We start from the raw sequence: 26,900 nt of genomic DNA on the forward strand, positions 1-26,900 counted from the left end.
GCGGCCGTGGCGTCCTCGGCCAGGAGGTTGCGGAGGCCGTCGCCGGTGCGGGAGCGGACGGCAGCAGGGGCGTTCAGCATAGGCAGAAGGTCACATTTCGAAGTCCTGGTAGCCATAAGCGGCGGTTTGCCTAAAGTGCCCGGGGAGCGGGTGCAGTTCGACCACGTCTCCCTCGCGTGCGATCTCCCCGCGCAGGGGTGGCACCTCGATGCGGTCCCAGTGGACGCTGACGTCGACCGTGTCCCCGAGTGCTCCGGCGAACATGCGGTAGGACAGGGTCTTCGTCTCGTCCGCTGCTTCATCGTCCGCCTTGAAGTCGTATCCCACCGGCTCCTCGGGCCCGGTGAACGTGATGTCCGGGTAGCCCGATATCGAGATTGTGAGAAACGGATGCAGATCGATAGAGTCGGTTTGCTTCCCCTGCTGGTAGACGTCCAGGGTCAGGCGGGCGCCGTACCAGCAGAGCAGGTACAGGTTGATCTCCTCCGCAAGCTCTGCGGCCAGATCGTGCTTTATCTCTTCGAGGCTGCCTCGAACGTAGTGGGTGCCCTTCCTGGCTCCCCCCGGATCGACGCCGAAGGCCAAGTCGTAGAAGCTGTGCGACATGCGCGTGATCTTATAGGTGGGCCACAGCCGCGTTGCCGACCGAATCGATGCGCCGCTCTCGGGATCAGGCTCAGGCGGCCCGTGCGAGCTGGTCCAGCGTACGCTTCAGGGCCGACTCGCCACGCTTGAACACCGGCTGTGGATCCACTCCTGCCGGGCCCTGCCATCGCAGGTAGACGGCGAGCGCGCCTTTCCGTACGGCTACCGCCACATGAGCGCTCGCTGTGGACGAACCTGGGGTCGGAGTATCCACAAGGCCCAGACCACCTGCCTCGGTCACCGACCGGGTCCAGCACCTCATCAACTCAATGATCGAGAACGGTCACGGCCCTACAGGGTCTGGACGGGACTCATGGACGAGCACGACGTCTCGATCTCCTGCAGCACGGTCAGGCTCTATGTCCACGATCAGGCGCGCTGACCGCTCAAACTTCGGTGTCACCGCCCAAGGTTCCCTGCCGCTGCTTCTGATGGTCGCAGCGATGTTTCCACTACCCAGGTGTCGGGGGGCGATGGAGGGTTCCGTCTCGGAAGGCGCGGCGCAGCTCTCACCAGGCCTCGCCCATGAGGATCTGGCTGAAGGTCTTTTGGGCGTCGGCGGTCAACGCCCACGCGGTTTCGTGGACGGTCCCGTTCTCGCGATCCGTGCGGCGGATGAATGCCTGGCCGGCGCCTGCGCACAGTTCGTAGACGGTGTGGCGGCATTCGCAGGTGTGGAGGACGATGCGGATGCGCTGAACCCGGTGCGCAGGCTCGTACCAGGTGAGCTTGGTGTGGCCGGGCTTGAGCGGCTGGGCGTGCAGCCCGTGGTAGTCGGGGATCTCGTCGCGTTCGGTCACCGGGTCCTCCCCTCGAAGGTCTCGACGAGGTTCCTGAGGACGAAGTTGACGCGAGCCAGGACCAGCGCTTGGACGTAGTCGCCGCTGGACGGCAGCCGGTAGCCGTGCTTCTCCAGTACGGCCTGGATGTCGGCTGACAGCAGGGGCGTGAATCGTAGGTCTGTGGTTGAGTTGCCCATGGGTCGGACCTCCGTTGTCCGATTTAGGGTCCGTCTCAGCGTTGCCGCGCTGGGACGGGCCTGCTGTTTCTCTGCCTCACCATCGAGGCGCTCTGCGATGAGAAGGGTGGATGCTCATCACCCATCCGTGAAGGGGCCTGACGGTCACCCATGTCCTTTGCATGTTCCGTCCCGCCGGGCAGTTGGGGGTGCGGTGTTCGGGGAGTTGTTGGCCACTCCCTGACTGTTGCACTCTGTGACCAGGCAACGCCATGGCGTAGCACCGCACTGGCGCTGCATCCACACTGCACTTTGACCGCAGGCCCGTCACGACGCACAGTAATCTTGAAAGCACGCCCTACGTGGAGGTGCGGCAGTGGACCTCTTGACCACCTGGACTGGCAGCTCGGCCGCCGCGCTCAGGCAGGCTTTCCGCTACACCCAGATTGAGTTCGCCCGCCACCTTGGGGTCGCACCCAGGACGATCGCCAATTGGGACACCACCCCGACTCTCGTCCCAGGAACCAACCAGCAGCGCATCCTGGACACAGCTCTTCGGATGGCCCCTGGCGAGGTTCAGGCCCGGTTTCGTCTCCTGAACTCCACGGCAGGCATCTCCGCCCCCTCGTTCGTGCCGGCGCCGCGAGATCAGGAGCTTGACGACATGAATCGACGGGAGTTGCTTCGCCTGTTCAGCATGGCGGGAGTAGCGATCGCCGCTCCGCCATGGGATGACGAACTTGACGTGCAACGGGTCCTGCACGCTGGACGGACCGGTCGGGTTGATCATGCGGGCGTGGATCAGTTTGAGGTGCTGAACTCGCACCTGTGGAGGGTGTTCGTTCTCGCACCGTCCAAGGCAAAGATCTACCCGCTCGTCCAGGATCATTTGGCGGTTCTCGTCCGCACCCTCCAGCACCCCAACGGCCCAGAATTCCGGCAACGCCTGTGCGCGCTGACCGCTGACCTGTTCCAGCTCGCGGGCGAGATCTTCTTTGACGGCGACCAGTACACCGACGCCGCTCACTGCTACACGCTGGCGGCCACCGCAGGCAAGGAGGCCGACGCCTTTGACCTGTGGGCCTGTGCGATGACCCGCCACGCCTACATCGGCGTCTACGAGCGGCGGTTCGACAAGGCCGAGCCTATGCTCGATCTCGCGCTGCGCCTTGCTCGCCGCGGTGACAGCAGCCTGTGCACGCGACATTGGATCGCCGCTGTCCAGGCCGAAACGTGGGCAGGGCTCGGCAACCTGAACGCGTGTCAGCAAGCCTTGGACCAGGCCGAGCTGGTTCGGGACCTGAAGGGGCCGGTGCACAACGGCGGATGGCTGCGCTTCGACGGGGACAGACTGGCCGAGGAGCGAGGGACCTGCTACGTGACGCTGCGTCGGCCGGACCTGGCGGAACGCGTTCTGACTGAGGCATTGGCGCAGGAGCTGTCAGAGCGGCGCAGAGGGGGAGTCCTGATCGACTTGGCCGCTCTGGGTCTCCAACGCGGGAATCGGGATCAGGTGGTGTCGTACGGGGACCGCGCTGTCGAGCTCGCCAGGCAGACGGGCTCAAAGTTCATCGCTCGTCGCCTGCGCGGCCTGCAAGATCAGATGAAGCCAATCCTTGGTGATCAGCGAGTGGGCGTATTGAACGCGAACATCAGCAGTCTGATCACGTCAGCAGCATGAGTAGAAAGGACTGATCGTGAACGAGTTGGGGCGGATCTTCCGGGAAGCGTGGATCAGCGGCGTGTTCAAGCACTACCCCGGCGAGCCGAAACCTGGCTACATCACCCCATGGGAACAAACGCCCCAATGGGAGCGTGAGGCCGCGACAGCCGTCTGCGAACAGGTGCGCGCCTTCATCGAAGTCACAGGTGGCAACACGGCCCAACTCACCCGTGAGCAGCGTGGACGGTTCGTCGCCATCTGTTGGATCGGGCAAATCTACAAGCACATCCCGGAGCCGAAACCTTCGTACGTCGCCGACTGGGGCGGGCTTCCCGCATGGCAGCGAGAGACCGACGCCGACATCTTCGATCACATCGAGCAGATCACGAAGGCGTCGGCACCAACAACGCCCTGACCCCTGTAGGGCAGGCGGGTAACCGAGATGTCCTTTTCGACGGGCCCTGCGCCATTTCCCGCGAGCTGTGAGGCTCGACCTGCCCGGGGCCTGGCCCTCGTCCGACGCAATGAGGCCCTCGACTCGCGTACCTGGTCGAGGGCACATCGATCGTGACCGGCCGGAAGGTGCTGGGCGGCGTCTGCGCCACGCTGGACCAGGCCGGACACGCTCCTGCGGCGGACACCCGGCTACGACCCAGGTGTAGGGGGCATCTCCATCGAGTCGTTCTGTACCGGCGATGGAGGGGGTTTCATCTCGGAAGGCGCGGCGCCGCTTTTACCAGGCTTCACCCATGAGGATCTGGCTGAAGGTCTTTTGGGCGTCGGCGGTCAGCGCCCAGGCGGTTTCGTGGACGGTTCCCTTCTCGCGGTCTGTGCGGCGGATGAAGCTCTGGCCGGCGGTGGAGCACAGTTCGTAGACGGTGTGGCGGCATTCGCAGGTGTGGAGGACGATGCGGATGCGCTGTGTCCGGTGCGCGGGTTCGTACCAGGTGAGCTTGGTGTGGCCGGGCTTGAGCGGTCGGGTGTGCAGTCCGTGGAAGTCGGGGATTTCGCCGTGCTCGGTCACCGGGTCCTCCCCTCGAAGGTCTCGACGAGGTTCCTGAGGACGAAGCCGACGCGAGCCAGGACCAGCGCTTGGACGTAGTCGCTGCCGGACGGCAGTCGGTAGCCGTGCTTCTCCAGTACGGCCTGGATGTCGGTTGACAGCAGGGGCGTAAATCGTAGGTCTGTGGTTGAGTTGCCCATGAGTCGGACCTCCCGTGTCCGATTAGGGGCCCGTCTCAACGCTTGCCTCGCTGAGACAGGCCCGCCGTTTCTCTGCCCCACCATCGAGGCGCTCTGCGATGTGCATCTCCACGCTGACGGCGTCCTGCGGCTGTCATCTCGATGACCTTTAAGCCGCGGCCGCCTACTTCCGATATGTCAGGCTGAGCCAGCCTCGGCGGCACCCGCGTAACGTGATTCCGCGCGATCGAGACGGAAAGCGGAAGGTCGTTATTTCTATGCAGTTATAACGATTTGCCCATGCCTCTTCCGCTCTGCTCATGTTGTGGCCTTGAAGGCGGCACCTCATGTTGCTGATCACCTCCATATCGGACGCGGGCATCCGTTCGCCGAACGCGACGGAAGTCGTGTCTTGTGCGGTTGCGTGGAACCTAAGCATGAGCAATATTTGCGACTAGCAGGGCCTTCATCTCGCGAAACCGAACGACAAAAGAAGACGTAGGCTCTGTATTGGCTGTCACAAGCCTGTCGCTCTATCGCCGCGTACTGCTGTGCGCCTGGTCATAGAGTGGGTGGCGCGACGATCGGAGAATGGGAGTGGAAGCCAACGCCAACGATCAGATGTCCCCGAGGGTGCGCTTCGCCTCCGAGCTTGAGCACTACCGAAAGAAGGCGAAACTCTCTCAAATATCCCTAAGCTCCCGAATGCGATGTCACACTTCCCTCATTAGCCACGTCGAAAGAGGCCGGCGAACGCCAACGCTTGAGTTCGCCGAGGCGGCAGATCGAGCTTTCGAGCTAGACAGCCACTTCGTGCGCCTTTACAGGAAAATTTCCCAGTCTCCCACTCTGGGCTGGTTTGCGCGATGGGTGGAGGAGATAGAGCCTCAGGCGGTAATCCTTCAATCATGGGATCCGCTGCTGGTCCCAGGGTTGCTCCAGACCCCGGAGTACGCGCGGGCCATCTTCTCCACGACGTCCCCTCCCGACCGGGTGGAGGAGCGAGTTCAGGCGCGAACGAGACGCATGCAGATCTTCGACGGGCCGAACCCGCCGGCTTTCCTGGCCCTGATCGACGAGGGCGTGCTCGATCGTCCCATCGGAGGTCCGACAGTTCTCCTGAATCAGCTTCACTACCTGCAGAAGCTATCGCAGCACCCGCGAATCACCATCCAGACGGTGCCCGTCGCGGCGGGCTGTGTGGTCGGCATGATCAGCGCATTCGCGCTCGCACGTCTACACGACGGTACTGAGGTGGTGTCGGCGGACTCGATCCTGTTGGGCCACGTCACCGGCGATCACGATGCAGTAGCGCAACTCAAGGTGAGATATGACACCATCAGAGCGGACGCACACCCACAAACAGTCTCGCAACGGGCAATAGGGGATGCGATAAGAAAATGGTCGAAGTGAACCTGGATCAAGCGGAGTGGCGCAAGGCGACTGCCAGCGGCGATACCGGCCAGTGCGTCGAAGTGGCAACCAACCTTCCGAATGTCGTAGCCGTGCGTGACAGCAAGAACCCGTCTGGCCCTGCGTTGATCTTCACTCACGATGAGTGGAGCGCGTTCCTCCACGGCGCAACGCACGGCGAGTTCAACGTCTGACCGACCAAAGGCATTGACGAGCTCCATAGCCGTTACACGGCACGGTCGTAACCGGCGGCTCTGCCCGCCGGTTACGACCAGTGGTTCAGCACAGCTGAGCAGGTTGTCGCGTACAGGCCAGCTTGAGGTGCCCAACCGTCCTGGACGCCGACGTCGGCTGGAAAGGACCTTCCGATGACTGACACCCCGAATCCTCGTTTCTATGATTACGTCACCCCCATTTCCGTCTCGAAGAACGACTCCTACGACTTCAAGGCCACCGGCCCGGTACGGCGGGCCGGTGTATACGACCAGCAAGAACGGTTACTGGGAGACGTGTGGACCGATGGTCGTCAGGCTGCGGGGTTCTCCCTCATCGACGACCCTGAGCCGGACATGGGCTATGCGGTGGGACGCATGGATCGGATCCTCACTCAGGCATACAAAGCGGGAATTCCCGCCAGCGAGCTTCTAGACCCAGCCTTGTACGCACCGGACTTCGAGTTGAGCGTTGCGCTGTAAGCCTTCACTCCCCACGGGAGTGCATCGAAATGGGCCGGGCAGATTCGAGATCCTGCACCAGCGCCGGGTCCTTTAACCGCGCTTCGAGCGCCTACCCCAGATGGTTGCGCACTCCCTGGATGAAGTCCCGCCATTCGCCGACGCGTCCACCTGTGAAGCCGTGACGCTTCAGAGTCAGTTGGAGAGTCCGCTTCAGCGGATGAGGTGACTGCATGATCGCCTCGTTCCGCAGGGCCAGGCGGGTGAGCTGGCCCGGCTTGGGCAGTTGGTTGCTCTTCTGGCTGTTGCAGGGCCAGTGTGCAGGGGCGAGGTTCCAGATCGCGTCCAGGTCGATGTTCGCACCAGCAAGGAGCCGCTTGAACGAGTACGGGAACACGTGGTCGACCGCGACGTCATCGACGTCAGGGATGAGCGGATCGGCGCAGATGATGCAGCGGCCATGCTGAAACCCGATGACGGCCTCGGTGACCCCCGCGACCGAGCGCCGACGTTCTTTGTCGGTGATCTGCATCGCCTCCAAGTCGACGGCGACTCCCTCCTCGACCAGGCTTCGGCCCACCCCGGCGGCGAAGGAGGTCTCAACGATGCTCCACCGCGCGGCCAACTCCGCCTGCAGGCTCGGCTTCTGCTCGGACAGAGCGACCTCACGGAGATGGTCGGTCAGCTTGACCACACGTTCCCGAGAGGTACCCGCTACTTCGTAGAAGTGGTGGGGTACTTCAGTGCTGCCACCGCCACGCAAATTATGGAACTTCTGCATCACCATGTCGGTCATCGACTTCATCGCGACAGCGAGCAGCTTCTCGGTTGGGGAACCGAGCCGTACGGACTCAGCGGCCTCCTCCCGGGCCACGGACAGGAAATCCGATTCGCTGGCAACCACCTTCGGCGATGCCTGCGGCGCTTGAGCCAGGTGCTCCACCAGGCTCATCGCGTACGGCTTGGCCAAGTCCCTGAGGAGGATGTCGGTACGTCCTTCGGCGGCGGCGCCCAGCAACGCCCCGCCCAAGGCGAACTTGTAGGTACGCACGTTGGCGCCCATGAGCACCGCCAGTCGCCATGAGGAGCGGGCGGTCGGTTCTTCGCGGAAGAACTCCACAGTCATTCGTCTATGCCAGCCTTGATCGCGATATTGACCGATTCAGGGTAGTTCGCGATCACGGGAATGTCACTGGGGCTCGATAGGCTCAGGCGCCTTGCGTGTAGGTCATGGGGGAGTGGAGGACGCCGAGCATGGGCAAGCTGGTACGGGACAACATTCCGGATATAATCCGCCAAAGCGGCAGAGAACCGGTCATTACCGTCCTCGACGAGGTCGACTATCGCAAGGCCCTGCTGGCGAAATTGTTTGAAGAGGCCGCCGAGCTCAACGAAGCCTCCCGCGCCGAGGTCGCGGAGGAGATCGCCGATGTGTACGAGGTTCTTCGCGCGCTAGCTGCGGTCCACGGGCATGACTGGGCTGTGATCGAAAAGGTGGCAGCCGCTAAGCGTGAGGAACGTGGCGCATTTCGTGACCGCCTCTACCTGGCGTGACACCGTCCTACACCAGCATGAGTACTGCCGCCGGCCAGACTACCGCGGAGAAGGGCGTGACAAGCTTGACACACCAACCTCTTTAGGCAGAGGGCCTGCGGTCGGGGCGCCTCCCATAACGACTCCGCATGTAGCGCGGACGAGCGGCCGTAACGCGTGACATCGTCGGATTTGTGGGGGGCGAGACAGCCGGTTTAGAAGAAGCCCTCAGTCGCGTGGTGCGACTGGCGGGCGACCACATCAGCGCGCTCGACTCCAGCATGCGCCACATGGCGGCCCACGCCTGGGTCGGCGGCGGCGCGGGCCCCTTCACACAGGCCACCCGCGACCAGCGCACCCGGCTTCAGCGGGCCTTTGAAACTGCCGCAACGCAGATCGTCGAGCGCATCCGCGCCCTCGGCGGCCAAGCCACCGTGCCGTCGCTTTCAACCCCGCTCCCCGTCGCCACGTCCACGGGCGGCGGCTACGCCGGGATGAACGTGGAGGCGATGACCCGCATGGTGGCCGACCTGGAGCGCGCCGGGCACGACCTCCCCGCCGCGGGAAGCCTGCTCTCCGCAGCGCTGGCCTCCGCATGCGTCAGCGCCACGCCCGCCCAACAAGTTGCGGCAGTGGGCTCCTGGGCCACCGGACAGGCCACCGACCTGCGCAGGCGACTGACCGTACTCCAACAGCGTCCCGACGGCGACCTGGCCAACGCGGCCGTGCTCGGCTTCGGGCTCTTCGGCGGGTCCGCCCCCGACCCGAGCGGCCTCGGCACCATGCTGACCACTGCCGCGACCGGCGACCCCTCAGCGCTGGAGAAGGTCGTGGCGGCGCAGAACACCGGCAAGGACCCGACTCTCGCCGCCCGGGTCAACGCCTGGTGGCAGCTCCTCGACCCGGCCGCCCGCCAACGGCTCATCAACGCCGCGCCACAGCTGATCGGCTCGCTCAACGGCGTACCCGCCACCACCCGCGACAGCGCGAACCGCGCCTACCTGGGCTTACGCAAGGATGCTCTTGCCAAGCAGTTGGCGGAGCTGGAGCAGCGTATGAAGCAAGGGGGGCGGCACTTACGCATACGCACGGAGATCGATGCACTGGAAGCGGAACAGCGACAGATCGAGGCCGTCGAGAAGAGCCTGGCGATGGGCGCAGTCAACGGTCGCCCACCGGCCCTCCTGCTCCACTTCGAACTGGGCGGACTCGGCAAGACCGCCATCTCCTTCGGCGACCCCGACAAGGCCGACTCGGTGGTCACCTCCGTGCCGGGTACGGGCAGCACCTTAGAGGGGATCGGCGCTGACGCGACCCGCGCCGCGACCCTGTGGGACCGGGCCAACGCTTCTGCCCCCTCCCACACGAAAACCGCTTCGATCATCTGGCTCGGCTACCAGGCACCACAACTCGACGCCGGAATTCTCTGGGCCAACACCTCCGTGGCGTCGCCCAACCTCGCCCAGGCCGGGGCAGGGCCACTGGCCAGCTTCCTCGACGGTCTCCACACCACCCATCAACCGGCCGGCACACCGCGATTCACCGTGCTGGGCCACAGCTACGGCAGCGTGGTGACCGGCATGGCCGCGCAAACACGGAAAGGGACCTTCGCCGACCAACTCATTCTTGTGGGAAGCCCCGGGACGATGGCGGAGCGGGCCGGCGATCTCGGAGTCAAGCAAGTCTGGGTGGGCGAGTCACCGCAGGACCCCGTCGCCGACCTCGGACATCTTGCAATCAGCGGCGGACGGAACCCCATCTCGGGCCTGCTCAACCCCTGGTTCCCGAATGGTGCGGGCCCCTTCGGGACCGACCCCAGCAACATCGCCTTCGGCGCCAACCGCTTCCTCGTCCGTCCCACGCCAGTGTCGGGTCCCCTGGCTTTCACCGGGTACGACATTGGTGCACACTCCGGTTACTGGGACAGCCAGTCCGCGTCTCTGAAAAACATGGGATTCATTATCAACGGCCAGTACGATCAAGTATCGAAGCTGCCGACGCCGAAACAGGCGCCGCCTCCAACGCCCCATCTGACGCCGCCACCTCCGCCACGCCCTTCACCGGAACCGGTGTCCCCGCCGTCGCCCACCCCACAGCCTTCACCCACGCCGACGGGAGACTAGATGCTCCGCGCCGTCAGGTTGATCATCGCAGCAGTGGTTCTCGTCGCCGGGTGCGCGCCCGGCGGAGTCCTGGGAGGAGCCATGAATCCATCGGCCGACAAGCCCACGATCACCAAAGCACAGGCCCTCACCCGGATCGAGCAGCTCATCGACGGAACTGTCAGCGTCATCCACCCCAAGCCCCAACTGGAGCTGTATCAGCCCAGCCTCAACGATGGCCTCTGCCTCGACCCGCTGGATGGAGGCTCCGAAGACCGGATCGTGGTCAGTCGCGAGTATTACCTGCGCGGACTGCCCACGGCCGAAGACACGCTCAAGGAGGTGATCGCCAAGGTGAAGGCGTACTGGCAGAGCCAAGGCCACCACATCTCGGGCCAGAACGAGAACGGTCTGCAGCTCTACGGGCGCTCCCGCCCCGACGACTTCCTTATCAGCATCGGCTGGGCGGCTGGTGACGTGCTCACCCTTGGCGTCAACTCCACCTGCCTCTGGCCCAACGGAACCCTCGAACCCTCCTCCACCCCCTGACACCGGCAGCACCCCGCCCGATGACCATGCTCGTGTACATCACCGCGACCAAGAGCCTGCATCCCTTACGACGCAACGGCGAGCTGCGCGAGGTCCGTCAGATCAAGGACCTCCACCGACACCACTGCCAGATCTGCGGTCAACGGCTCGAACTTCCCAACGGCTTCTACGCCGAGGGCGCCCACATCCGCCCGGTCGGCAAACCCCACAGCGGCCCCGACGAGCCGGGAAACCTCCTCTGCCTCTGCCCAAACGACCATGTTCTCTTCGATCGAGGAGGTCTCACCCTCACGGACGACCTCCAGATCTTCGACGAGTTCGCCGGCCAGTTCAGAGGAAGCCTCCGCCTGGCTCCACAGCACATGATCAACATCGCGCACGTCGCTTACCACCGTCAGGTGGTTCGCCAGAGTTAATCGACCTGGGCCATCCGCCCTTCGGTCTCCCGCACCGTTGCCAGTACGCAAGGCGTAGACACGGTGATCGATCCGGACACCAAATGTTTCGGCCCGTAACAGGAATGCATCTCGCCGAGCCGATCTGTCATGTTGAACATGTGACACCAGTACTTGGGATGCCGTCGTCGGCCGATGACCTGCCCGCCCGGAAGAAGCTCAGGGACCGGGCGGTGAAGAGGGAGCGGCTGGGCAAGCAGATGAAGGTCACTGTACGCGGAAAAGTGGGCCGGGCAGGTTCGGATCCTGCCCGGGGCTCTTATACGCGCGGTTCCAGCAGCCCCGCGAGGAACTCCTGTGTCGCCGGATCGACCGAGTACACCACGGTGCCCATCATGCCGCGAGTCAGCAGCACCTTGTAGGTGTTGCGGATCAGTTGGTCCGCCTGTTCGTCACTGACGCTCCTGCGCACCAACTCCGGGTCCTTGCTGGCGCTGCGGACAGTGACAAGCTTGCCGTCGCGATAGACGAGGTCCGGGCCGAAGATCACGCCGTTCCAGTCGTACTCGAAGCCCTGCGCGGTGTAGACGCACCCGACCTGCTCGAACCCACCCGGCGCCGAGGCCCACAAGGCGCTGGCCGGAGCGTTCCCCACGGCCCTGTCACCCTTGACGTTCCACGGCCGTGCCCAGTCACCGACCCGCACATCGGTAACCAGGGTGTCATCTCCGTTCGGGGAACTCCAGGACCAACAGAACCCAGCAGTCATCCGCGACGAATAGCCCGCTTCCAGCCTGTCCCGCAGCAGGGCCTCCAATTCGTAGGGCGACTCGGCGAGGGAGACCGCGAAATGGTCGTCACCTGTCCACTCCTCCGGACCGCCGCCGTCCAGCCCCAGCAGGCGCAGCACCCACTCCTCGTACTTGCGGCTCCCACCGCAGCGGAACTGGGCGTCCAGATCGACCTGGTGCACGGCGAGACCGAGAGAGTGAGCGTGGGCGGTGATGTCGGCGACCCGCCCCATCTCGCCCGGCCGTACGACCTGATGTTCATCCAGCAGGAAGACCGGCACCCTCGCCGCGTTGATCAGCTCGTCCACCTGAGGTCGGCCCGTCCGTTGGGTCGATCGGGTGAACCTGTTGGCCGAGGTCTCGCGGATACGGTGGGCCTCGTCGCAGATCAGGACATCCAGATCATTGGGCTTGGCGGTCATGAAGTTGTTGAAGTACTTGAACATCGCCTTCATCCGGCCTGACCCCTTGGCGACGACGCGCCTCATCGTCTCGGTGAAGGAGCGTGAACCAGTGGCGTGCAGAGCCGAATAGCCGCGGTCGGAGAGCTCACCGAGCAGGGACAACGCGATGACGCTCTTGCCGGAGCCAGGCCCCCCGGTGATGATCACCACCTGCTTCGAGTTGCTCGCACGAGCCTTCTCGACCGCATGCAGCACCATCTCGTAGGCCAGGCGCTGCTCGGCCAGCAGGACGAACTGATCGCGATTCTTGATCTCCCCGGCGGCAACCTTGAGGAGTTGCTTGGACGGCCGGATGGAACTGGACAGCAGGCGATCGGCCGCCGCAGCCCCAGACCCGGGCGCGAACTGCGCCTGGAGATAGTCGACGAACTGACCCCGGCGCGTCTTGCTGAAGAGCCGGGTGCGCTCGTCCTCGACGTGGTCATAGAGATCGTGGATGTCCGGGTCGCGGGCGTTGTGCAGGTAAGCCACCCCGCGCACCGCATTCCGGTGCTGGTCCAGGGCTCCGACGAAGTCGGCCAGGTATTCGCAGTAGCCCCGCACCTGCACGACCGGGTGAAGCTTGGGACGATCGCCCATGCCGGACACCAGGACGAGATCAGCGTCGTCCTCGTACAGCTCGGCCTGGCTCCACTGCTTGAGCTCGACGATCAGGTAGGAGTCGGCTCCCGTACGGCGGTCGTGCCCAGCGAGAATGACGTCGGCCCGCTTGCTGGTTAACGGGAGCTGGTACTCGATCAGCATCTCGACGCCGCCAAGGCCGGCCTCGACCAGATCTCGGGCCAGAATCGGGATGCTCCGGTCCCAGGACCTACGTTCTCCCTTGCCCGGGTTGATGCCTTGGGTAGCGCGCAGGTTGTCAGCGATCACATCGCTGAGGACGCGCTCGGGCACCGACTCAGACACCAACTGGACCAGGCTTTCCGCCGAATGCCGGAAAACGGCCACGGATGTACCCCCAGGCAGCACGAAAGACTCGTGCGGTATGGGGGCATGTCCGCCATCAACGCGGAAGCCCGTCGGGCCGCATCACCGATACGTCCAGAAGACTACCGGGATCTTCCCTCGACCTGGCCACTGAATTTGCCAACGAGACTGGTGCCACCGGTTGCCGGACTGGGTCGCACCAGCGTTCATATCGGCTGATGGTGCCGTGAGGCCACTCAGGGGCCGTAGTTCTGTCAGAGACCGAGCATCATGCCACTTCGGGTGACCGAGTGACGCGTGTCGCTACGAATCGCCTTATAAGCTGTCGGAGTGGGATTATCTGATCTTCGTCGGAAAATGATCCTCGACGCCATCGCTGAGTACGACGAGATGGGCCGGGACGCATTCCTGAACACCTACAGGTATCGACCAGCACGCGACTACTTCCTGGTGCATGAAGGCCGGCGCTATGACTCGAAGGCCATCGCCGGAGTAGCCCACCGAGGAGTTACAGGCCAGCCACTTCTCGCAGGGGAGTTCTCCGGCGGCAGAGAGACCGTGGCCCGCCAGCTCATCCGTCTGGGGTTCGACGTCACCGCTCCTGGGCTGGCAATTGGCGAGAACACGATCGAGAACTTGCTCCTGAAGATCGGATCTCTTCGCACGGGCACGTCCAGGCTGACCGGCCGGCCTCGCCGTCATCAGCCATTGACGCTGTTATGGGCGCACGGAAGGGCCGCACAGGACGAACCGCGCCTGGAGCAGTGGCAGCAGACCAGCACCGACCTCTCCGCACTCATCAGCAAGTTCGGCAATGCCGACGACCGGCCGAACCCCGAGTTCCCCATCCTGCGGTTGTTCCACGACGGCCTCTGGGATCTCGATGAGTCCGACGTTCCGCCCGCCAGCACCAGCATCGCTCAGCGTTGGATGCGTGATCACGCCCCGACGAGTGGCCTACGGCCATGGGTTCACACCATCGTCACGCAGCACGCGGACGTGCGCGCGCAGATCGTGCTTCGGCTCCTGGACAAGTACTTCGAGGGCGACGATCACGAGGCACTGCTCATTGCGGTTGGCCTGGTGACCGTCCCTGACGCGGAAGTGGCCTTGATCGACGGCTCGCCGTCCCCACAACGGCGACAGTCCACAACCATGCGCGTGATCCGCGACTCAGCTCTCGCGCAGCAGATCAAGAACCTGCACCGACACCACTGCCAGATCTGCGGTCGACGGCTCGAACTTCCCAACGGCTGCTACGCCGAGGGTGCCCACATCCGTCCGGTCGGCGAACCCCACAATGGCCCCGACGAGCCGGGAAACCTCCTCTGCCTCTGCCCAAACGACCATGTTCTCTTCGATCGCGGGGGTCTCACCCTCACGGACGACCTCCAGATCTTCGACGAGCTCGCCGGCCAGGTCAGAGGCAGCCTCCGATTGGCCCCGCAACACAGGATCAACATCGCGCACGTCGCCTACCACCGCCAGGTGGCTCGCCAGAGTTAATCGACCTGGGCCATCGGCTGGGGCCATGACGATTGCCTACTTCGCCATTCGCTGGCCGTGGTTGAGTAACCGACGCCAAGGCCGGACTCTCCTTTATCGGGCCTGCTTGCGGTCCTGGCGATTCGCTCATTTCGGGAGGTGGCGCCCCCTGAGCATGCTGACTTCCTCGCTGGAGGGGATCACTTGCACGTGCCTCAGCCTGGGCCACGTCGATCGTGTGGGACGCGCAGTGTGCTGGAGGCCGAGCGGTTGCAAGCCCCTCAAGCGGCGCTCCACCACCCCCGCGCTCGGGTTGGCCTGAACGAGGCGATGCTCGTGTGTATCGCCAAGGCTAGGGGAGCCCTCATATGCGTGAATCGCTGAGTTCGCAGGCACAAGAGCTTCGATGAAGATCGGCCTCCGGGAGGCTGCGCGACCCCGATCGATACGCCACCCGGCAGTAGGCAGCATCTACCGGTAGGATGCAATCGACTTTCTTGGGGTTTCGTGGGCAGAGCTAGACTCTGGTGGCTCTCCATAGCGCACGTTGGCCTCACATCTGAGGGGAGCCGATGATCAACGAGCCGTGGGTCTCCGTCGAGGGCGTCGCCAGACACCTCGGGGTAGCAAAGGATTCCGTGTATCGGTGGATCGAGGCGCGCGGCCTGCCCGCCCACAAGATAGGTCGCCTTTGGAAATTTAAGCTCTCGGAAGTTGACGAATGGGTCCGGGCGGGCGGCGCTGACGAACACGACGAGGGCTCAAGCGGACGGTCCGCCAGATGAGCATTCCAGTGATTGACCTTGATCTACTGCTCCGGCTCCGGGTCGTGGTTGCGCGCTTCGGTGAGATGGACAACGCCAAGTGGTGGAACACCAAGGGCCAGCTTGGCCGCTTTGGCGTAGCTGCCCTACGACGAGGTTTCCCTCGCACGCACCGGTTCGCGCAAGCGCGGTCCGTCTTCACCGTAGCGGCTCACCGCTGCGACGAAGTCTTCAACCCACCAGGCTGCGTGACGCTCTGGCGCCTTCCTGAGGCGATCGAGGAGGAGTTCGATGCACGCTGGGAGCATTGGCTAGACAACGCCAGCGATTGGGCTTCCTTCTTCGAGCAGGTCGAGCAGATGAACGACACTGACCTGGCTCGTGTGCTGCACGAGTTGCGGTTGGTTGACGATCAGGATCTCGATAGGTTGGCGCGGCTGCGCCGCTCAGCCGAAGGGAGGACTGTGGCGTTGCCTGGCCTGTTCTCGGACAGCGACGAGAACATCCGCCTCCTGGCATTGGGATTCGCACGCGGAGAGCCCGGCGCGCTCGCCGTCCCCTACGCGCGGAGAGCCGAAGCATGACAGCAATCTCCCGAGCCAACGTGGCGTCCTCCTTCACCGTCGTGAAGGGCGCGATGATCGCGGAGACCTACACGGCATTCTCCCGCTGGGACTTCGCGCTGTCCAAGCGGGAGAACTTGGACCGGCTCCGGTTGGACAACTCCATCGGTGCTGGCAGCACTACGTGGCTGCGCGATGTCGCCAAGGTGCTTAACCGCCGCTACGAACCGGCGGGTCGGGACCGGCCGCTCGTGCGACTGGCTCAGAGCGGTTGTGACCTCCATGAGTGGAAGCCAATACTGCTCTGGCACATGACGCGCGACGAATTTCTGGTACGCGATTTCTTGCAGAACTGGCTCTCTGATGCTTACGATTCTGGCGCGTTCCGAATCCACTCGAGCGACGTGATGGCCTACCTTTCCGCTATCAGCAGCCGCGGTGGAAGGACTGAGCATCCATGGTCCGAGACGACAAAGAAAAGAGTCGCGGTCGGACTGCTCCACATCGCATCAAGTTTCGGCTTGTTGCAAGGGGCGGTTGCTCGAGAATTCACCGGATATCATCTTCCTGAGCGTAGCTTCATATATCTGCTGCACGCGATGATGGAAGAACTGGGAAGCCCGAGCAAGGTCATCGCATCGCCGGGCTGGCGCCTGTTCTTGCTGCGACCCACTGATGTCGAAAACGAGCTGCTCCGGTTGCACCAGTTCCGCAAACTCGACTATCAAGTGGCAGGCAGCATCGTACAATTGTCGTTGCCGTGCGCTAACTCTGAACGTTACGCGGAAAGGATGGTAGCGTGAGCAATCTCGAAGAGCGCCTACGACGCGATCTCGAACCCATTCTTGAGATGGCTGACCCGCGACCGCGTATAAGCGCATACCACGACATGCCCTATGCGATCTTTCCCTACAAGCCCAGCGACGAATTCCAGCTACGCACTCAGCTGACGATGCTGGAGATCAGGCTCAGCCAGAAGGGGAAGCAGGTGCACAGCATTTCTCTGGCGGAGTGCCTGGATGAGGCGATGCGCTCACAGAATACGCTCGAAGACTGGTTCGCCGTCGAACGCGAACAGGGCGTTGCGACCATCGTCGAAACCGTTCACGCTGTCCTCTCGGAGTACTCGCCGCTTGTAGATCATGTTGCTGGACGTATGCCTGCCCACCCCGACCCACTATGCGACATTGTGTTCATCGTCCGTGCTGGCGCTCTGTTCCCGATGTACCGGACGTTTTCCCTGCCCGAGCAGTTGAAGGGCCAGGTCCACGTTCCGACCGTTCTCTTCTACCCCGGAGAGGTGGAGGGAGCCGGAGGTCTGAAGTTCATGGGAGTACTTGACGCCGAGCACAACTATCGCTCGAAGATAATTTGATAGGGGCTCTTCCGATGACGACAGACCAGCCGATCAAGGAACTCTTCGCCAACGACATCCATCGGCGCATCGAAGAAGTCATTAAGGTCGACCAGACTAACGAAGAGATCATCCGTGATGAGATCAATGAGTACGTGGTCACCGATGCCATCCGCCGACACTACACCAGGATCCTTGAGGAGTACCGACAGGCGCCGAATAATCCGCGCGAAGGCATCGCCATCTGGGTGTCGGGGTTCTTCGGCTCAGGTAAGTCGAGTTTTGCCAAGATGCTCGGCCTCTCCATCGAGAACAGGACGGTCGACGGGGAGCCGGCCGCCGAACGTTTCGTCAAGCGCGCAGGGGACAACCGGATACAGGTCCTGCTGCAAGCGATCAGTGAGCACATCCCTACCCACGCGGTAATCTTCGACGTCTCCACTGATCGGGGTATTCGCAGCGGAAATCAGACCCTCACTGAAATCATGTATGGCCTGTTCCTGCAAAGCCTTGGCTACGCCAAGGACCTCGATCTGTCGGAACTGGAAATCTCCCTCGAAGAGAAAGGTGAGCTGCCCCGTTTCGAGCAGGAGTACGCGCGGCTCTTCCGTAAGGACTGGAACAAAGAGAAGGGCAAGATCGCATTCGCGTTGAGTGAGGCCAGCCGAGTCCTGCATAGTCTTGATTCAGAAACGTACCCGGTGGCGGACTCTTGGGTGAAGGCGGTCAAGAATAAGGCCGACATCACGCCGGGTAAACTAGCCGAACGTGCGACTGAGCTGATGAACCGGCGCCGGCCCGGCCAGGCTCTGATGTTTGTCGTCGATGAGGTGGGCCAGTTCGTCGCCCGTGACGTACAGAAGATGCTCGACTTGCAGGCCATCGTTCAGCGCCTCGGCGTGATGGGACGCGGCCGGCACTGGGTGGTCGTCACCTCTCAGGAGAAGCTCGGTGAACTTGTCAGCGGTCTTGACGATAAGAAGATCGAGCTGGCCCGGCTCATGGACCGCTTCCCGCTCCAGGTGCATATGGAGCCCTCGGACATCTCTGAGGTGACCAGCCGCCGCGTTCTGCTCAAGAACGCCACCGCGCAGCAGATCCTCGGTGCACTCTTCGAGGAGTACCGCGCGCGCCTCGCGCACCACAGCCGACTCACCGCTGAGATCAAGCTGCCCGAATTGACCAGGGACAGCTTCGTCGATCTGTATCCGTTGCTGCCGTATCAGGTCGACCTCATTATTCAGGTCGTCTCCGGTCTACGCACTCAGTCCGGCGCGAGCAGGCATGTCGGCGGCGCGAACCGGACGATTATCAAGCTCGCACAGCAGCTTCTGATTAATCCGGCGGTGGACATGGCTGATCAGCGAGTCGGCGCGCTGGTCCGGCTAGATCAGGTCTACGACCTGGTTGAGGAGAATATTGGCTCCGAGATCCGTGCCAAGATCGCAACGATACCCCGCGAGCTGAATCACCCGTTCGCCCAGCGGGTCGCGAAGGTGATCTGTCTGCTCCAGTACGTCAAGAGTGTCCACCGCAGTGCGGAGAACATCGCTGCCGCCCTCCTGCCCGGCGTTGATAGCGACTCCCCACTCGCTTCCGTCCAAGAGGCGCTGCGGGAGCTGGAAGCGGCCCATAAGGTCCGCCGAGGTGACGACGGTTACCGCATCCCGACGCCCGCAGAGGACGACTGGGAACGCCTGCGCAACGGCATCAGCCCTAAACCCGGGGATGCGCACCGGCTCTACGCCGAAACCCTAGCCAGCTTCTGGCAACCTCAACCCTCTCATACCCTATTCGAGACCAAGATTTTCAAGGCTGGTCTGGCGATTCACGGCCGTGACGTCGCTAGCGGCGACCTGGCCTTCCAATTCCATCTGGCCGACGAGGGACCCGACTTCGACGCGCTGGCAAACGAGCTGCGCGGCCGTAGTCAGCAGGAGCGCAGGCACGTGTTCTGGGCGGTACCGCTCGACAACGGCATCGACCGGGAGATCGTAGAGGTCTTCCGGTCGCGTGAGATGCTCGTTCGCAAGGAGCGGGAGACCAAGAGCGAGGATGCTCCCCTTCTGATCGCCGAGGAAAGGCTGCGCCAGCGCCAACACCTGGACCAGCTTCGGCGTCTGCTCCGTGCGGCATGTCTGACTGGCCGGGTGTACTTCCGTGGTCACGACCGCAGCCCGGACGAAAGGGCGGTAGAAGTCTCGAAGACGGCTGCGGAGATTCTCGGACAAGTACTGCCCGATGTCTTCGACCGCTTCCAGGAAGCCGCCGCGAAGCTCAACGACGTCCGCAGGGGCACCGACGCGATCTTCACCGCCCAGAATCTGCGAGGTCTGCCGAAGGTCTTCAGCCAGTTGAATCTGCTCCGCGACGAGAATGGTCAGACGGTCTTCCGCGTCGACAGCGGCCCGCTCCGGGAGGTTCTGCACCGGATCGAGGAACGGGCGAACTATGGAGAGATGGCCAGTGGGAGGTACCTGGCTGACGAGTTCGCCAATGAGCCGTTCGGATGGGATTTTGAGGTGGTCCGGCTGCTGGTGCTGGCCCTTATGCGTGCTGAGAAGATCGAAGCAACCAGCAAAGGACGGACCCTCAACGCTGTGACCAGCGTCGAAGCGCGTGAGACCTTCTCAAACAACAATCTTTTCCGCCAGGCGTCCTTCCGTCCGCGGAAAGGCATCGAGTTCGAAGAGCTGGTGAAGGCGAGTGACGCTTTCTCCGACACCTTCGGAGAAGACTGCCGCGAACTGAACGCCAACGCCATCGCCGTCGAGCTACGCCAGCAGATCGCCCGCCATGAGGATGTGATCACCTCGGCACAGTCGGCATTGATGGCACACCGTCTTCCCGGCGGTGCGGTCCTGGAAACCGCAATCGGGCAGATGAAGGCGATCCTGCGTGGGTCGGCAGAGGAGGCCATTGCTACGTTCAATGCGAGCCACCGGGTGATCAAGGACGCGATTAGGCGCGCCACCGAGCTTGAGCAGGCCCTCACCGAGTCGCGCCTGCATGATCTTGAGCGGGCCCGTCAGGCGGCCGAGGTAGCTTGGCCTGCGCTGAAGGTCGAGCCTGGTATTGGCCCTGATTTGGAGTCACGAGCCGCGGAGTTGCCGGACCTTCTCGCGCGCGAGACGTTCTACCGCGATCTACCTGCGATAGAACAGCACGCCCGGGCGATCGAATTGGAATTTGCACGCCGATTCAACGACGCTCAGCAGGCGCGCATTGATGCCTACACCACCGCATTCAAGCAGCTCACCAGCGAGCCCGGCTGGCATGATCTGGACGACCAGACGCAACAGGCCATCGCGGCTAAGCTTTTGGCTGGCCAACGCCCACTGCCACACACGATGCCGCTCCCACTGCTACGTTCCGAACGTGACGCCTGCGAAGGGCGCCTTCGAGAGGCCATCCGGCGGATACAGGAAACCCTCGAAGGGGACCGTCTGGTATCCGTCAAAGTCAACTCCTACTTCTCCGGCGGAATCGAGACAGAGGAACAACTGGACGCCGCACTCGCTGGCCTACGCGAGGAGTGCGCACGACTGATCGGCGCGGGAAAGAAGGTCGTGTTGTCGTGACCGCGCCTTTCAATCTAAATGAGCTAGCGCGCCGGGAGAACGAGCAGACCGAGTGGAAGGAGAACGTCGCCGATGTCGACGATGTTGTGGCCACGCTCAGCGCCTTTGCCAACGACCTGCAGAATCTCGGCGGAGGGTACGTTGTCTGCGGCGTCCGCGAGGAAAATGATGAGCACGGCTTCCCCACCTTGGTGCGCCTTGGCCTGACCGCGAGCAGGCTCAGGGAGATCGAGGGTACGGTGTTGTCCCGCTGCCGGGGTCTGGTCTCGCCGCCGATCACGCCGTTGGTCGAGGAGTTGGACACAGGGGACCCGCAGCGGCGAATTCTCGTCTTCGTGCAACCGGCCACTGGCAGCGCGCACACCTTCCGTCGCCGCAACGACGGTGCCAAGCACTACGTTCGGGTCAGCCGATCCACAATCGAGGCGAGGAACGGGACCCTCAAGGATCTCCTCGTCCGCAAGGGAGCCCTTGAGCCGTGGGATCGTCGGCTATGCAACGGAGCCACCGAGGCCGACCTCGACTTGTTGGCCCTACGCGAGGCGCTACAACGAATGGGGGTCTTCTCCCGCGAAACCGGCGTCGAGCCGTACCTGTCGCCGGATGTGCAACTAAGCCCCTTCGTCCCATCACTGCTGGCCAGCGAACCGCTGACCGGCGTTCTGCGGCCGCGGAACTTCGCGATCCTGCTGTTCGGCCGGGAAACCCAGCGCTTCATTCCCGGAGCCGTCACATACTTCTCCATCTATCCCGGCGTGGATCGTTCTGATCCGCACGCCGAGCGGCACGAACTGGCAGGAAACGTACTCGAGCAGGCGCTGCGGCTGCAGGAACTGCTCAACATCCAGTCGTACACAGCCTTCGACAAAACCGACCCCACCTCCCCGAATGTCATCAAATATCCGAAGCGTGCGCTCTACGAGGCGATGGGCAACGCGTTGGCCCATCGCGACTACGAACTACTCGACCCCACGCGGCTGACTGTTTTCTCGGATCGGATCGAAGTAGCTTCCCCTGGCCCGCTGCCTACCGGGGTTGACATTGAATCCCTTCGCAAGGGAACGGCGACTCCGAGATGGCGGAACCAGTCACTCGCCTGGTTCTTCTCCCGGCTGCAACTGGCTCAGGCGGAAGGACAGGGCATCCCCACGATCTTCCGGTCGATGCGAGAAGAAGGGAACCCGCCACCGATATTCGACACCGATTCGCTCAGGGTGCTTTGCGTACTGCCGGCCCATCCACGGCATGCTGCGCTACGCGACCTCCGCTCAGCCGAACAGGCTCTCGCCTTGGGTGATCTGGAGACGGCACGCAGACAGGTGGAGCGGGTACTGACCAGCGACAGCCACAACTTCCGGGCGATCCAGTTGTTCGCCGAAGTTCACCATGCTCGGCGCGACCCCGACGCAGTGTTGGCCTGGGTCCGGCAGCACCTCGACCAGATCGAGTCACTACCTGCGCAGGTTTTGGTGCAGCTCGCTGAGGCTCTGGAGAACGATCAGGCTACTGACGAGCACCAGCAACTGGCCAGCAGGCTGCTGTCACTAGCTGCCCGTGGCCGACTGGAGGAGCGCGAACTGCGGCGCATCGCGGTGGCCATGAGCCGCGCGCACGACTACCAGAGCGCGCTGGCGCTGATTGAGAGAAATCTGCTCGAGCACCCAGAGTGGCAGACGAACCCGTCGCTACGCCAGCTCCGGGGGGACGCCTTGATTGGGCTGGCGAAGCTGTGCCGCGGAACTGCGAAGAACCGTGACATCGCCGAGGCCACTCGTCAGCGGGCATGGCGCGAGTTCCACACCTACCTGGACCGGGCGGAACACGATCTACGCGACGCGGTCGCGCACAGTGTCGATCAGAGTCTCCGCGATCAGATTCAGCGCAATCTAGACTATCTAGAAAGGCTCAGGCGGGACAACCAGCCCCCCCAGAAACGAACCCCGCGCACTCGCCGGAGAGGGCACCGTGGATAGGCAGACCCGCAGCGCTATCGAGCGCGCCACCCAACGCGCCCGTAGTCTGTTGGAGGACGAATTCGCCGAGCAGCTCGAAGCCGACTTCGACGTGCTCCGCAGCGGTGAGGTCTCTCCCCAGCCCAGCCCACATCTGACTCCTCACCAGGTCTACCAGCGCAGGAAGATCGTCGCGGTGCTGGAGCACAAGCACGCCACCGGCATGACCACGGCCGCCGCCGTCGCCGACTACATCCGCGACGCGGCGTTCACGACCCTGAACCGGTTCGTGGCGCTGAAGATGCTCGAGGCCCGCGAGCTGGTGCAGGAGTGCCTGAGCAGAGGCGAGGAATCGGCCGGATACCGCGAGTTCTGCGGGATGGCGCCGGGCCTGCCGCTACTGCCCGGCGGGGCTGCTTACCGTCTCTACATTGAGTCGCTCTTCGATGAACTGTCTACTGAGGTGAAGGTACTATTCGATCGGCGTGACCCGGCATCGGTGCTGTGGCCGAGGCGTGCCATTTTCGACGGGCTGCTCGCCATTCTCAACGACCAAGACCTGGCTGACATCTGGGCCGAGGACGAGACCATCGGCTGGTTCTACCAGTACTTCAATGGCGACGACGAACGCCGGAAGATGCGCAACGAGAGCCAGGCGCCCCGCAACAGCCGGGAGCTGGCCATCCGGAACCAGTTCTTCACACCCCGGTATGTGGTCCAGTTCCTTACCGACAACACCCTCGGTCGTATCTGGTACGAAATGCGTGGCACCGACACCGCGTTCGCCGACCGGTGTGAGTACCTGGTCCGGAAGCCGGGCGAGCGGATTGCACCACGGCCGAAGAAGGACCCTCGGGACATCCGAGTGCTCGATCCCGCCTGTGGCAGTGGCCATTTTTTACTGTACGCGTTCGACCTGCTCACCACGATCTACGAGGAGGCATACGGCGACCTGGAGAGCCCCGCCAGCGAGGTGACTGGACGGCCCCTCGTGGAGGATTACCCGACCCTTGAGGCACTCCGACAGGCGATCCCAGGCCTGGTCCTCTCGCATAACCTGCATGGCGTCGATATCGACCCACGCTGCGCGCAGATCGCCCAATTGGCTCTGTGGATGCGTGCCCAGCGCGCATACCGCGATTTCGGCATTGGGCGCGCAGAACGCCCCCAGATTCGGCGCTCGAACATCGTCGTCGCCGAGCCGCTTGTCGCTGACGATCAGGTTGCCTCCGATTTCGTCGAACGCCTCGACGACAAGGAACTGGCCCGGACCTTCAACGAACTGGTCGACGCTCTAGCCTTGGCTGGCGACTTGGGGTTGCTGCTCCCCATTGAGTCGGGCAGTTCTCAGCCGCTAGCCCCCGGCTACGAGCATGATCTCCTCACTCCTCCGAAAGAGCGCCTGCACGAGGCGCTGTCGCGCTTCGTAGCGGACCCAGCCACCCGCACCAGCATCCGACGTCGCCTCTTCGCCGACGATGCCACTCACGGCCTCGGCCTACTTTCCATAGCGGACCAGCGCTACGATGCCGTCCTGATGAACCCCCCATTCGGGGCATGCAGCGCCATAGCAAAGACTACCTTCGAAAGGTACTATCCGGACACCAAGAAAGATGTTTACGCAGCCTTCGTTCAGCGCGGCATCGGATTGCTAGGGTCGCGCGGTCGACTCGGCGCAATTACATCGCGCAGTGGTTTCTTTCTCTCGAGCTTTCGAGATTGGAGGAAGGAGATTCTTCAAAGCATTGCACACCCAGTTGTCGTGGCCGATCTTGGTTATGGCGTCCTGGATGCGATGGTAGAAACCGCAGCCTACTGTCTTGAGGCGCAGACATGACAGTCTTTTTTCGTTTGATGGAAATCCACGCGGAGGCGAAGGCCGAGGCGCTGGAGGAGCTTGTCAAAACGACGAACGGTGTTCGAAACGAGGCGATACTTGACGGTCAAATATTCGAAAAGCATCCTTCGGAATTTTCCGCAATTCCTGGAGCGCCGCTCGCGTACTGGGCGCCGGATAAGTGTCTTAAACTCTTCACCGCCGATTCGAATTCCAAATTCCTGCAGGTCGTATCGACTAATCCACTCAATGCTGATTTCCGCTATGCGCGCGTCTGGTGGGAGCCCAACCAAGTAGCGCTCGACTCGGATTGGCTTCCTTGGGCAAAGGGCGGCAGTTATTCACCGTTCTATTACGATATACATACTGTCATTTCGTGGAGCAGCAGCCGTTCCTCGTATCGCGGATTCTTGGGCACCGAGAATCGACCACTGGAAAGACCGGCAAGCGTCCAACATTTCTTTCGGCCTGGACTAACATGGCCTCGACGTACCCAGAGCGGACTGGGGATGCGAATAATGCCTGCTGGCTGCGTGTTTGCAGACAAAGGGCCTGCAATATTCGTCCCGGGAAATAATTTCGACGATCTATTGGCATTGCTTGCCATAACAACAAGCAATGCATATTGTTACCTAGTTGAGCTACAAATGGCGTTCGGATCCTACGAGGTCGGTGTAATACAGCGGACACCCGTACCACATCCACTCGCCAATGATCGGCGGGCATTGGCATCACTTGCCCGGCTGGCGTGGTCCCTGAGACGCCAAATCGATACGACGAATGAGACATCACACGCATTTGTGTTGCCTCCCCGGCTCAATGAGCGCATCACCGGACTGGACAAGCAGGCCATCGAACATCAATTTCGACAGGCTCGGCAAGAAATCGATGACCTGGCTTTTGCTTTGTATGATATAAACAAAGAAAGTCGAGCGGATATTCTGGCATGGAGGCATCATCGAACAGAGCCGAACGACGGCGACATAAATAACGATGACGAACTGGATGACGACGGCCAAACACCTACAGACTCGACCACCGCTGTCGTGTCATGGTTGGTTGGGGTTGCGTTCGGGCGTTTTGACGTTCGGCTAGCCACAGGCGAGCGACCGATTCCGCCCGAGCCGGAGCCGTTCGATCCGCTTCCCACCTGCTCTCCCGGGATGTGGCCTGAAGACGAGGAGAGGCCGATACCTCCGCCAGACATCCTGGTGGACGATGCCGGTCACGCCCGTGACATGGCCTCCCGCGTGTCGGCAATTGCCAGCACCGTGGACGTATCCGAGCCGGAGAACCTGCGCCGGTGGCTAGCGAGGGAGTTCTCCCCGCTGCACATCAAGATGTATTCGAAGAGCCGGCGCAAGGCTCCCATCTACTGGCAACTGGCGACGCCGTCGGCAAGTTATTCTGTCTGGCTCTACATCCACGCGTTCACAAGGGACACGATGTACCGGATGCAGAACGATTACGTCGTACCTAAGCTGATGCTTGAGGAGCGCCGTCTAGAGACCATGCGGCAGGAGCTTCAGGACCGGTCGACGGCGGCGGAGCGTCGTGCGCTCGCCAACCAGGAGATCTTCGTGGATGAGCTGCGCGGCTTCCTGGACGAAGTGAAGCGGGTAGCACCGCTGTGGAACCCGGATCTCGACGACGGCGTCATCATCAACTTCGCGCCGCTGTGGCGCCTCGTCCCCCACCACCGACCATGGCAGAAGGAGCTCAAGGCGACTTGGGACGCGCTCTGCGCTGGCAAATACGACTGGGCACACCTCGCTATGTACCTATGGCCTGAGCGTGTCGTCCCGAAGTGCGCGACGGATCGCAGCCTCGCCATCGCGCACGATCTGGAGGACGTCTTCTGGGAGCGGGTTACGGAAGGTAAATGGTCAGCCCGCCCGACACCCACCCGACCAGTCAACGAACTGATCCAGGATCGGACGTCACCGGCGGTCAAGGATGCGCTGCGGAACCTGCTCAGCGCTCCGACGGCTGCCAGCGGCGGAGGCACGCGACGTCGGCGCGGCGCTGCCAGCCTGAGCAACGGTGGAGGCCGCTGACATGCACCCGC

25 protein-coding genes are annotated in these 26,900 nt (G+C 62.9%); 18 read left to right on the top strand and 7 right to left on the bottom strand.

Going from position 1 to position 26,900, the window contains the following annotated elements:
* Positions 1-90: 90 nt before the first annotated feature.
* The 3 genes from ACFOY2_RS02065 to ACFOY2_RS02075 all read right to left on the bottom strand — a co-directional run bounded on the left by ACFOY2_RS02065 (position 91) and on the right by ACFOY2_RS02075 (position 1,624).
* Positions 91-606 (bottom strand): hypothetical protein, encoded by a 516-nt coding sequence (locus tag ACFOY2_RS02065; RefSeq protein ID WP_379526155.1) that lies wholly within the window; start codon positions 604-606, stop codon positions 91-93.
* 548 nt (positions 607-1,154) lie between these two features.
* Positions 1,155-1,445: a hypothetical protein gene (locus ACFOY2_RS02070; RefSeq protein ID WP_379526156.1), complete on the bottom strand. Its 291-nt coding sequence runs from the start codon at positions 1,443-1,445 to the stop codon at positions 1,155-1,157.
* A complete protein-coding gene (locus ACFOY2_RS02075; protein ID WP_379526157.1) occupies positions 1,442-1,624 on the bottom strand; it encodes a hypothetical protein in 183 nt (60 codons plus the stop codon). The genes ACFOY2_RS02070 and ACFOY2_RS02075 overlap by 4 nt, the downstream gene beginning before the upstream one ends.
* A 355-nt stretch (positions 1,625-1,979) precedes the next feature.
* On the opposite strand from ACFOY2_RS02075, the gene ACFOY2_RS02080 reads away from it, so the two are divergent.
* On the top strand, positions 1,980-3,284 hold the full coding sequence (locus ACFOY2_RS02080) for a transcriptional regulator (RefSeq protein ID WP_379526158.1): 1,305 nt from the start codon (positions 1,980-1,982) through the stop codon (positions 3,282-3,284).
* A 16-nt stretch (positions 3,285-3,300) separates the two neighbouring features.
* Entirely contained in the window at positions 3,301-3,681 is a 381-nt protein-coding gene (locus ACFOY2_RS02085) for a hypothetical protein (RefSeq protein WP_379526159.1), read from the top strand.
* Between the two features lie 318 nt (positions 3,682-3,999).
* Here ACFOY2_RS02085 and ACFOY2_RS02090 read toward each other — a convergent pair whose 3' ends face one another.
* Positions 4,000-4,290: a hypothetical protein gene (locus tag ACFOY2_RS02090; RefSeq protein WP_379526160.1), complete on the bottom strand. Its 291-nt coding sequence runs from the start codon at positions 4,288-4,290 to the stop codon at positions 4,000-4,002.
* Positions 4,287-4,469, bottom strand: coding sequence for a hypothetical protein (locus ACFOY2_RS02095; protein WP_379526161.1), 183 nt, complete (start codon positions 4,467-4,469; stop codon positions 4,287-4,289). Before ACFOY2_RS02095 ends, ACFOY2_RS02090 begins: the two co-directional genes overlap by 4 nt.
* Before the next feature lie 570 nt (positions 4,470-5,039).
* On the opposite strand from ACFOY2_RS02095, the gene ACFOY2_RS02100 reads away from it, so the two are divergent.
* From ACFOY2_RS02100 to ACFOY2_RS02110, 3 genes are all read left to right on the top strand, one after another.
* Positions 5,040-5,861 carry a helix-turn-helix domain-containing protein gene (locus tag ACFOY2_RS02100; RefSeq protein WP_379526162.1) on the top strand — a complete coding sequence of 274 codons (822 nt, stop codon included), beginning with the start codon at positions 5,040-5,042 and terminating at the stop codon, positions 5,859-5,861.
* The gene (locus ACFOY2_RS02105) at positions 5,849-6,055 is read left to right on the top strand and encodes a DUF397 domain-containing protein (protein ID WP_379526163.1); all 207 of its coding nucleotides are present in this window, start codon (positions 5,849-5,851) and stop codon (positions 6,053-6,055) included. The genes ACFOY2_RS02100 and ACFOY2_RS02105 overlap by 13 nt, the downstream gene beginning before the upstream one ends.
* A gap of 174 nt (positions 6,056-6,229) precedes the next feature.
* Positions 6,230-6,556 (top strand): hypothetical protein, encoded by a 327-nt coding sequence (locus ACFOY2_RS02110; RefSeq protein WP_379526164.1) that lies wholly within the window; start codon positions 6,230-6,232, stop codon positions 6,554-6,556.
* Positions 6,557-6,647: 91 nt separating this feature from the next.
* Here the strand turns inward: ACFOY2_RS02110 and ACFOY2_RS02115 are convergent, their stop codons facing one another.
* Complete coding sequence (locus ACFOY2_RS02115) at positions 6,648-7,661, bottom strand: hypothetical protein (protein WP_379526165.1); 1,014 nt, start codon at positions 7,659-7,661, stop codon at positions 6,648-6,650.
* A 128-nt stretch (positions 7,662-7,789) separates the two neighbouring features.
* Between ACFOY2_RS02115 and ACFOY2_RS02120 the strand changes: the two genes are divergently transcribed.
* The 4 genes from ACFOY2_RS02120 (at position 7,790) to ACFOY2_RS02135 (ending at position 11,135) form a co-directional block, all read left to right on the top strand.
* Positions 7,790-8,089 carry a hypothetical protein gene (locus ACFOY2_RS02120; RefSeq protein WP_379526166.1) on the top strand — a complete coding sequence of 100 codons (300 nt, stop codon included), beginning with the start codon at positions 7,790-7,792 and terminating at the stop codon, positions 8,087-8,089.
* Between the two features lie 173 nt (positions 8,090-8,262).
* Complete coding sequence (locus ACFOY2_RS02125) at positions 8,263-10,191, top strand: alpha/beta hydrolase (RefSeq protein WP_379526167.1); 1,929 nt, start codon at positions 8,263-8,265, stop codon at positions 10,189-10,191.
* Positions 10,192-10,272: 81 nt separating this feature from the next.
* Complete coding sequence (locus ACFOY2_RS02130; protein ID WP_379526168.1) at positions 10,273-10,719, top strand: hypothetical protein; 447 nt, start codon at positions 10,273-10,275, stop codon at positions 10,717-10,719.
* A 26-nt stretch (positions 10,720-10,745) separates the two neighbouring features.
* Positions 10,746-11,135, top strand: coding sequence for an HNH endonuclease (locus ACFOY2_RS02135; protein ID WP_379526443.1), 390 nt, complete (start codon positions 10,746-10,748; stop codon positions 11,133-11,135).
* Positions 11,136-11,433: 298 nt separating this feature from the next.
* Here ACFOY2_RS02135 and ACFOY2_RS02140 read toward each other — a convergent pair whose 3' ends face one another.
* Positions 11,434-13,275, bottom strand: a complete 1,842-nt coding sequence (locus ACFOY2_RS02140; RefSeq protein ID WP_379526444.1) for a DNA/RNA helicase domain-containing protein — start codon at positions 13,273-13,275, stop codon at positions 11,434-11,436.
* A 378-nt stretch (positions 13,276-13,653) separates the two neighbouring features.
* On the opposite strand from ACFOY2_RS02140, the gene ACFOY2_RS02145 reads away from it, so the two are divergent.
* From ACFOY2_RS02145 to ACFOY2_RS02185, 9 genes are all read left to right on the top strand, one after another.
* Positions 13,654-14,802 carry an HNH endonuclease gene (locus ACFOY2_RS02145; protein ID WP_379526169.1) on the top strand — a complete coding sequence of 383 codons (1,149 nt, stop codon included), beginning with the start codon at positions 13,654-13,656 and terminating at the stop codon, positions 14,800-14,802.
* A 551-nt stretch (positions 14,803-15,353) separates the two neighbouring features.
* Positions 15,354-15,566 (top strand): helix-turn-helix domain-containing protein, encoded by a 213-nt coding sequence (locus tag ACFOY2_RS02150; RefSeq protein ID WP_379526170.1) that lies wholly within the window; start codon positions 15,354-15,356, stop codon positions 15,564-15,566.
* Positions 15,563-16,129 carry a BrxE family protein gene (locus tag ACFOY2_RS02155; protein WP_379526171.1) on the top strand — a complete coding sequence of 189 codons (567 nt, stop codon included), beginning with the start codon at positions 15,563-15,565 and terminating at the stop codon, positions 16,127-16,129. Before ACFOY2_RS02150 ends, ACFOY2_RS02155 begins: the two co-directional genes overlap by 4 nt.
* Positions 16,126-16,911: a BrxA family protein gene (locus ACFOY2_RS02160; RefSeq protein ID WP_379526172.1), complete on the top strand. Its 786-nt coding sequence runs from the start codon at positions 16,126-16,128 to the stop codon at positions 16,909-16,911. The genes ACFOY2_RS02155 and ACFOY2_RS02160 overlap by 4 nt, the downstream gene beginning before the upstream one ends.
* Entirely contained in the window at positions 16,908-17,483 is a 576-nt protein-coding gene (locus ACFOY2_RS02165) for a BREX protein BrxB domain-containing protein (protein ID WP_379526173.1), read from the top strand. Before ACFOY2_RS02160 ends, ACFOY2_RS02165 begins: the two co-directional genes overlap by 4 nt.
* A 14-nt stretch (positions 17,484-17,497) precedes the next feature.
* Positions 17,498-21,043, top strand: a complete 3,546-nt coding sequence (brxC, locus tag ACFOY2_RS02170) for a BREX system P-loop protein BrxC (RefSeq protein ID WP_379526174.1) — start codon at positions 17,498-17,500, stop codon at positions 21,041-21,043.
* The gene (locus tag ACFOY2_RS02175; protein WP_379526175.1) at positions 21,040-23,016 is read left to right on the top strand and encodes an ATP-binding protein; all 1,977 of its coding nucleotides are present in this window, start codon (positions 21,040-21,042) and stop codon (positions 23,014-23,016) included. The genes brxC and ACFOY2_RS02175 overlap by 4 nt, the downstream gene beginning before the upstream one ends.
* On the top strand, positions 23,009-24,832 hold the full coding sequence (locus ACFOY2_RS02180; RefSeq protein WP_379526176.1) for an Eco57I restriction-modification methylase domain-containing protein: 1,824 nt from the start codon (positions 23,009-23,011) through the stop codon (positions 24,830-24,832). The genes ACFOY2_RS02175 and ACFOY2_RS02180 overlap by 8 nt, the downstream gene beginning before the upstream one ends.
* Positions 24,829-26,889 (top strand): hypothetical protein, encoded by a 2,061-nt coding sequence (locus ACFOY2_RS02185; protein ID WP_379526177.1) that lies wholly within the window; start codon positions 24,829-24,831, stop codon positions 26,887-26,889. The genes ACFOY2_RS02180 and ACFOY2_RS02185 overlap by 4 nt, the downstream gene beginning before the upstream one ends.
* The last annotated feature ends 11 nt before the right edge of the window (positions 26,890-26,900 follow it).

Source organism: Nonomuraea purpurea, from assembly GCF_042650645.1.
GTDB classification, from domain to species: Bacteria; Actinomycetota; Actinomycetes; order Streptosporangiales; family Streptosporangiaceae; genus Nonomuraea; species Nonomuraea purpurea.

Bases quoted from the DNA above. Each gene is read 5' to 3' on its own strand.
- ACFOY2_RS02065 (WP_379526155.1), bottom strand. From the start codon at position 606: ATGTCGCACAGCTTCTACGACTTGGCCTTCGGCGTCGATCCGGGGGGA.
- ACFOY2_RS02075 (WP_379526157.1), bottom strand. From the start codon at position 1,624: ATGGGCAACTCAACCACAGACCTACGATTCACGCCCCTGCTGTCAGCC.
- ACFOY2_RS02095 (WP_379526161.1), bottom strand. From the start codon at position 4,469: ATGGGCAACTCAACCACAGACCTACGATTTACGCCCCTGCTGTCAACC.
- ACFOY2_RS02100 (WP_379526162.1), top strand. From the start codon at position 5,040: ATGGGAGTGGAAGCCAACGCCAACGATCAGATGTCCCCGAGGGTGCGC.
- ACFOY2_RS02105 (WP_379526163.1), top strand. From the start codon at position 5,849: ATGGTCGAAGTGAACCTGGATCAAGCGGAGTGGCGCAAGGCGACTGCC.
- ACFOY2_RS02110 (WP_379526164.1), top strand. From the start codon at position 6,230: ATGACTGACACCCCGAATCCTCGTTTCTATGATTACGTCACCCCCATT.
- ACFOY2_RS02115 (WP_379526165.1), bottom strand. From the start codon at position 7,661: ATGACTGTGGAGTTCTTCCGCGAAGAACCGACCGCCCGCTCCTCATGG.
- ACFOY2_RS02120 (WP_379526166.1), top strand. From the start codon at position 7,790: ATGGGCAAGCTGGTACGGGACAACATTCCGGATATAATCCGCCAAAGC.
- ACFOY2_RS02130 (WP_379526168.1), top strand. From the start codon at position 10,273: ATGAATCCATCGGCCGACAAGCCCACGATCACCAAAGCACAGGCCCTC.
- ACFOY2_RS02135 (WP_379526443.1), top strand. From the start codon at position 10,746: ATGCTCGTGTACATCACCGCGACCAAGAGCCTGCATCCCTTACGACGC.
- ACFOY2_RS02145 (WP_379526169.1), top strand. From the start codon at position 13,654: ATGATCCTCGACGCCATCGCTGAGTACGACGAGATGGGCCGGGACGCA.
- ACFOY2_RS02150 (WP_379526170.1), top strand. From the start codon at position 15,354: ATGATCAACGAGCCGTGGGTCTCCGTCGAGGGCGTCGCCAGACACCTC.
- ACFOY2_RS02155 (WP_379526171.1), top strand. From the start codon at position 15,563: ATGAGCATTCCAGTGATTGACCTTGATCTACTGCTCCGGCTCCGGGTC.
- ACFOY2_RS02160 (WP_379526172.1), top strand. From the start codon at position 16,126: ATGACAGCAATCTCCCGAGCCAACGTGGCGTCCTCCTTCACCGTCGTG.
- brxC (WP_379526174.1), top strand. From the start codon at position 17,498: ATGACGACAGACCAGCCGATCAAGGAACTCTTCGCCAACGACATCCAT.
- ACFOY2_RS02185 (WP_379526177.1), top strand. From the start codon at position 24,829: ATGACAGTCTTTTTTCGTTTGATGGAAATCCACGCGGAGGCGAAGGCC.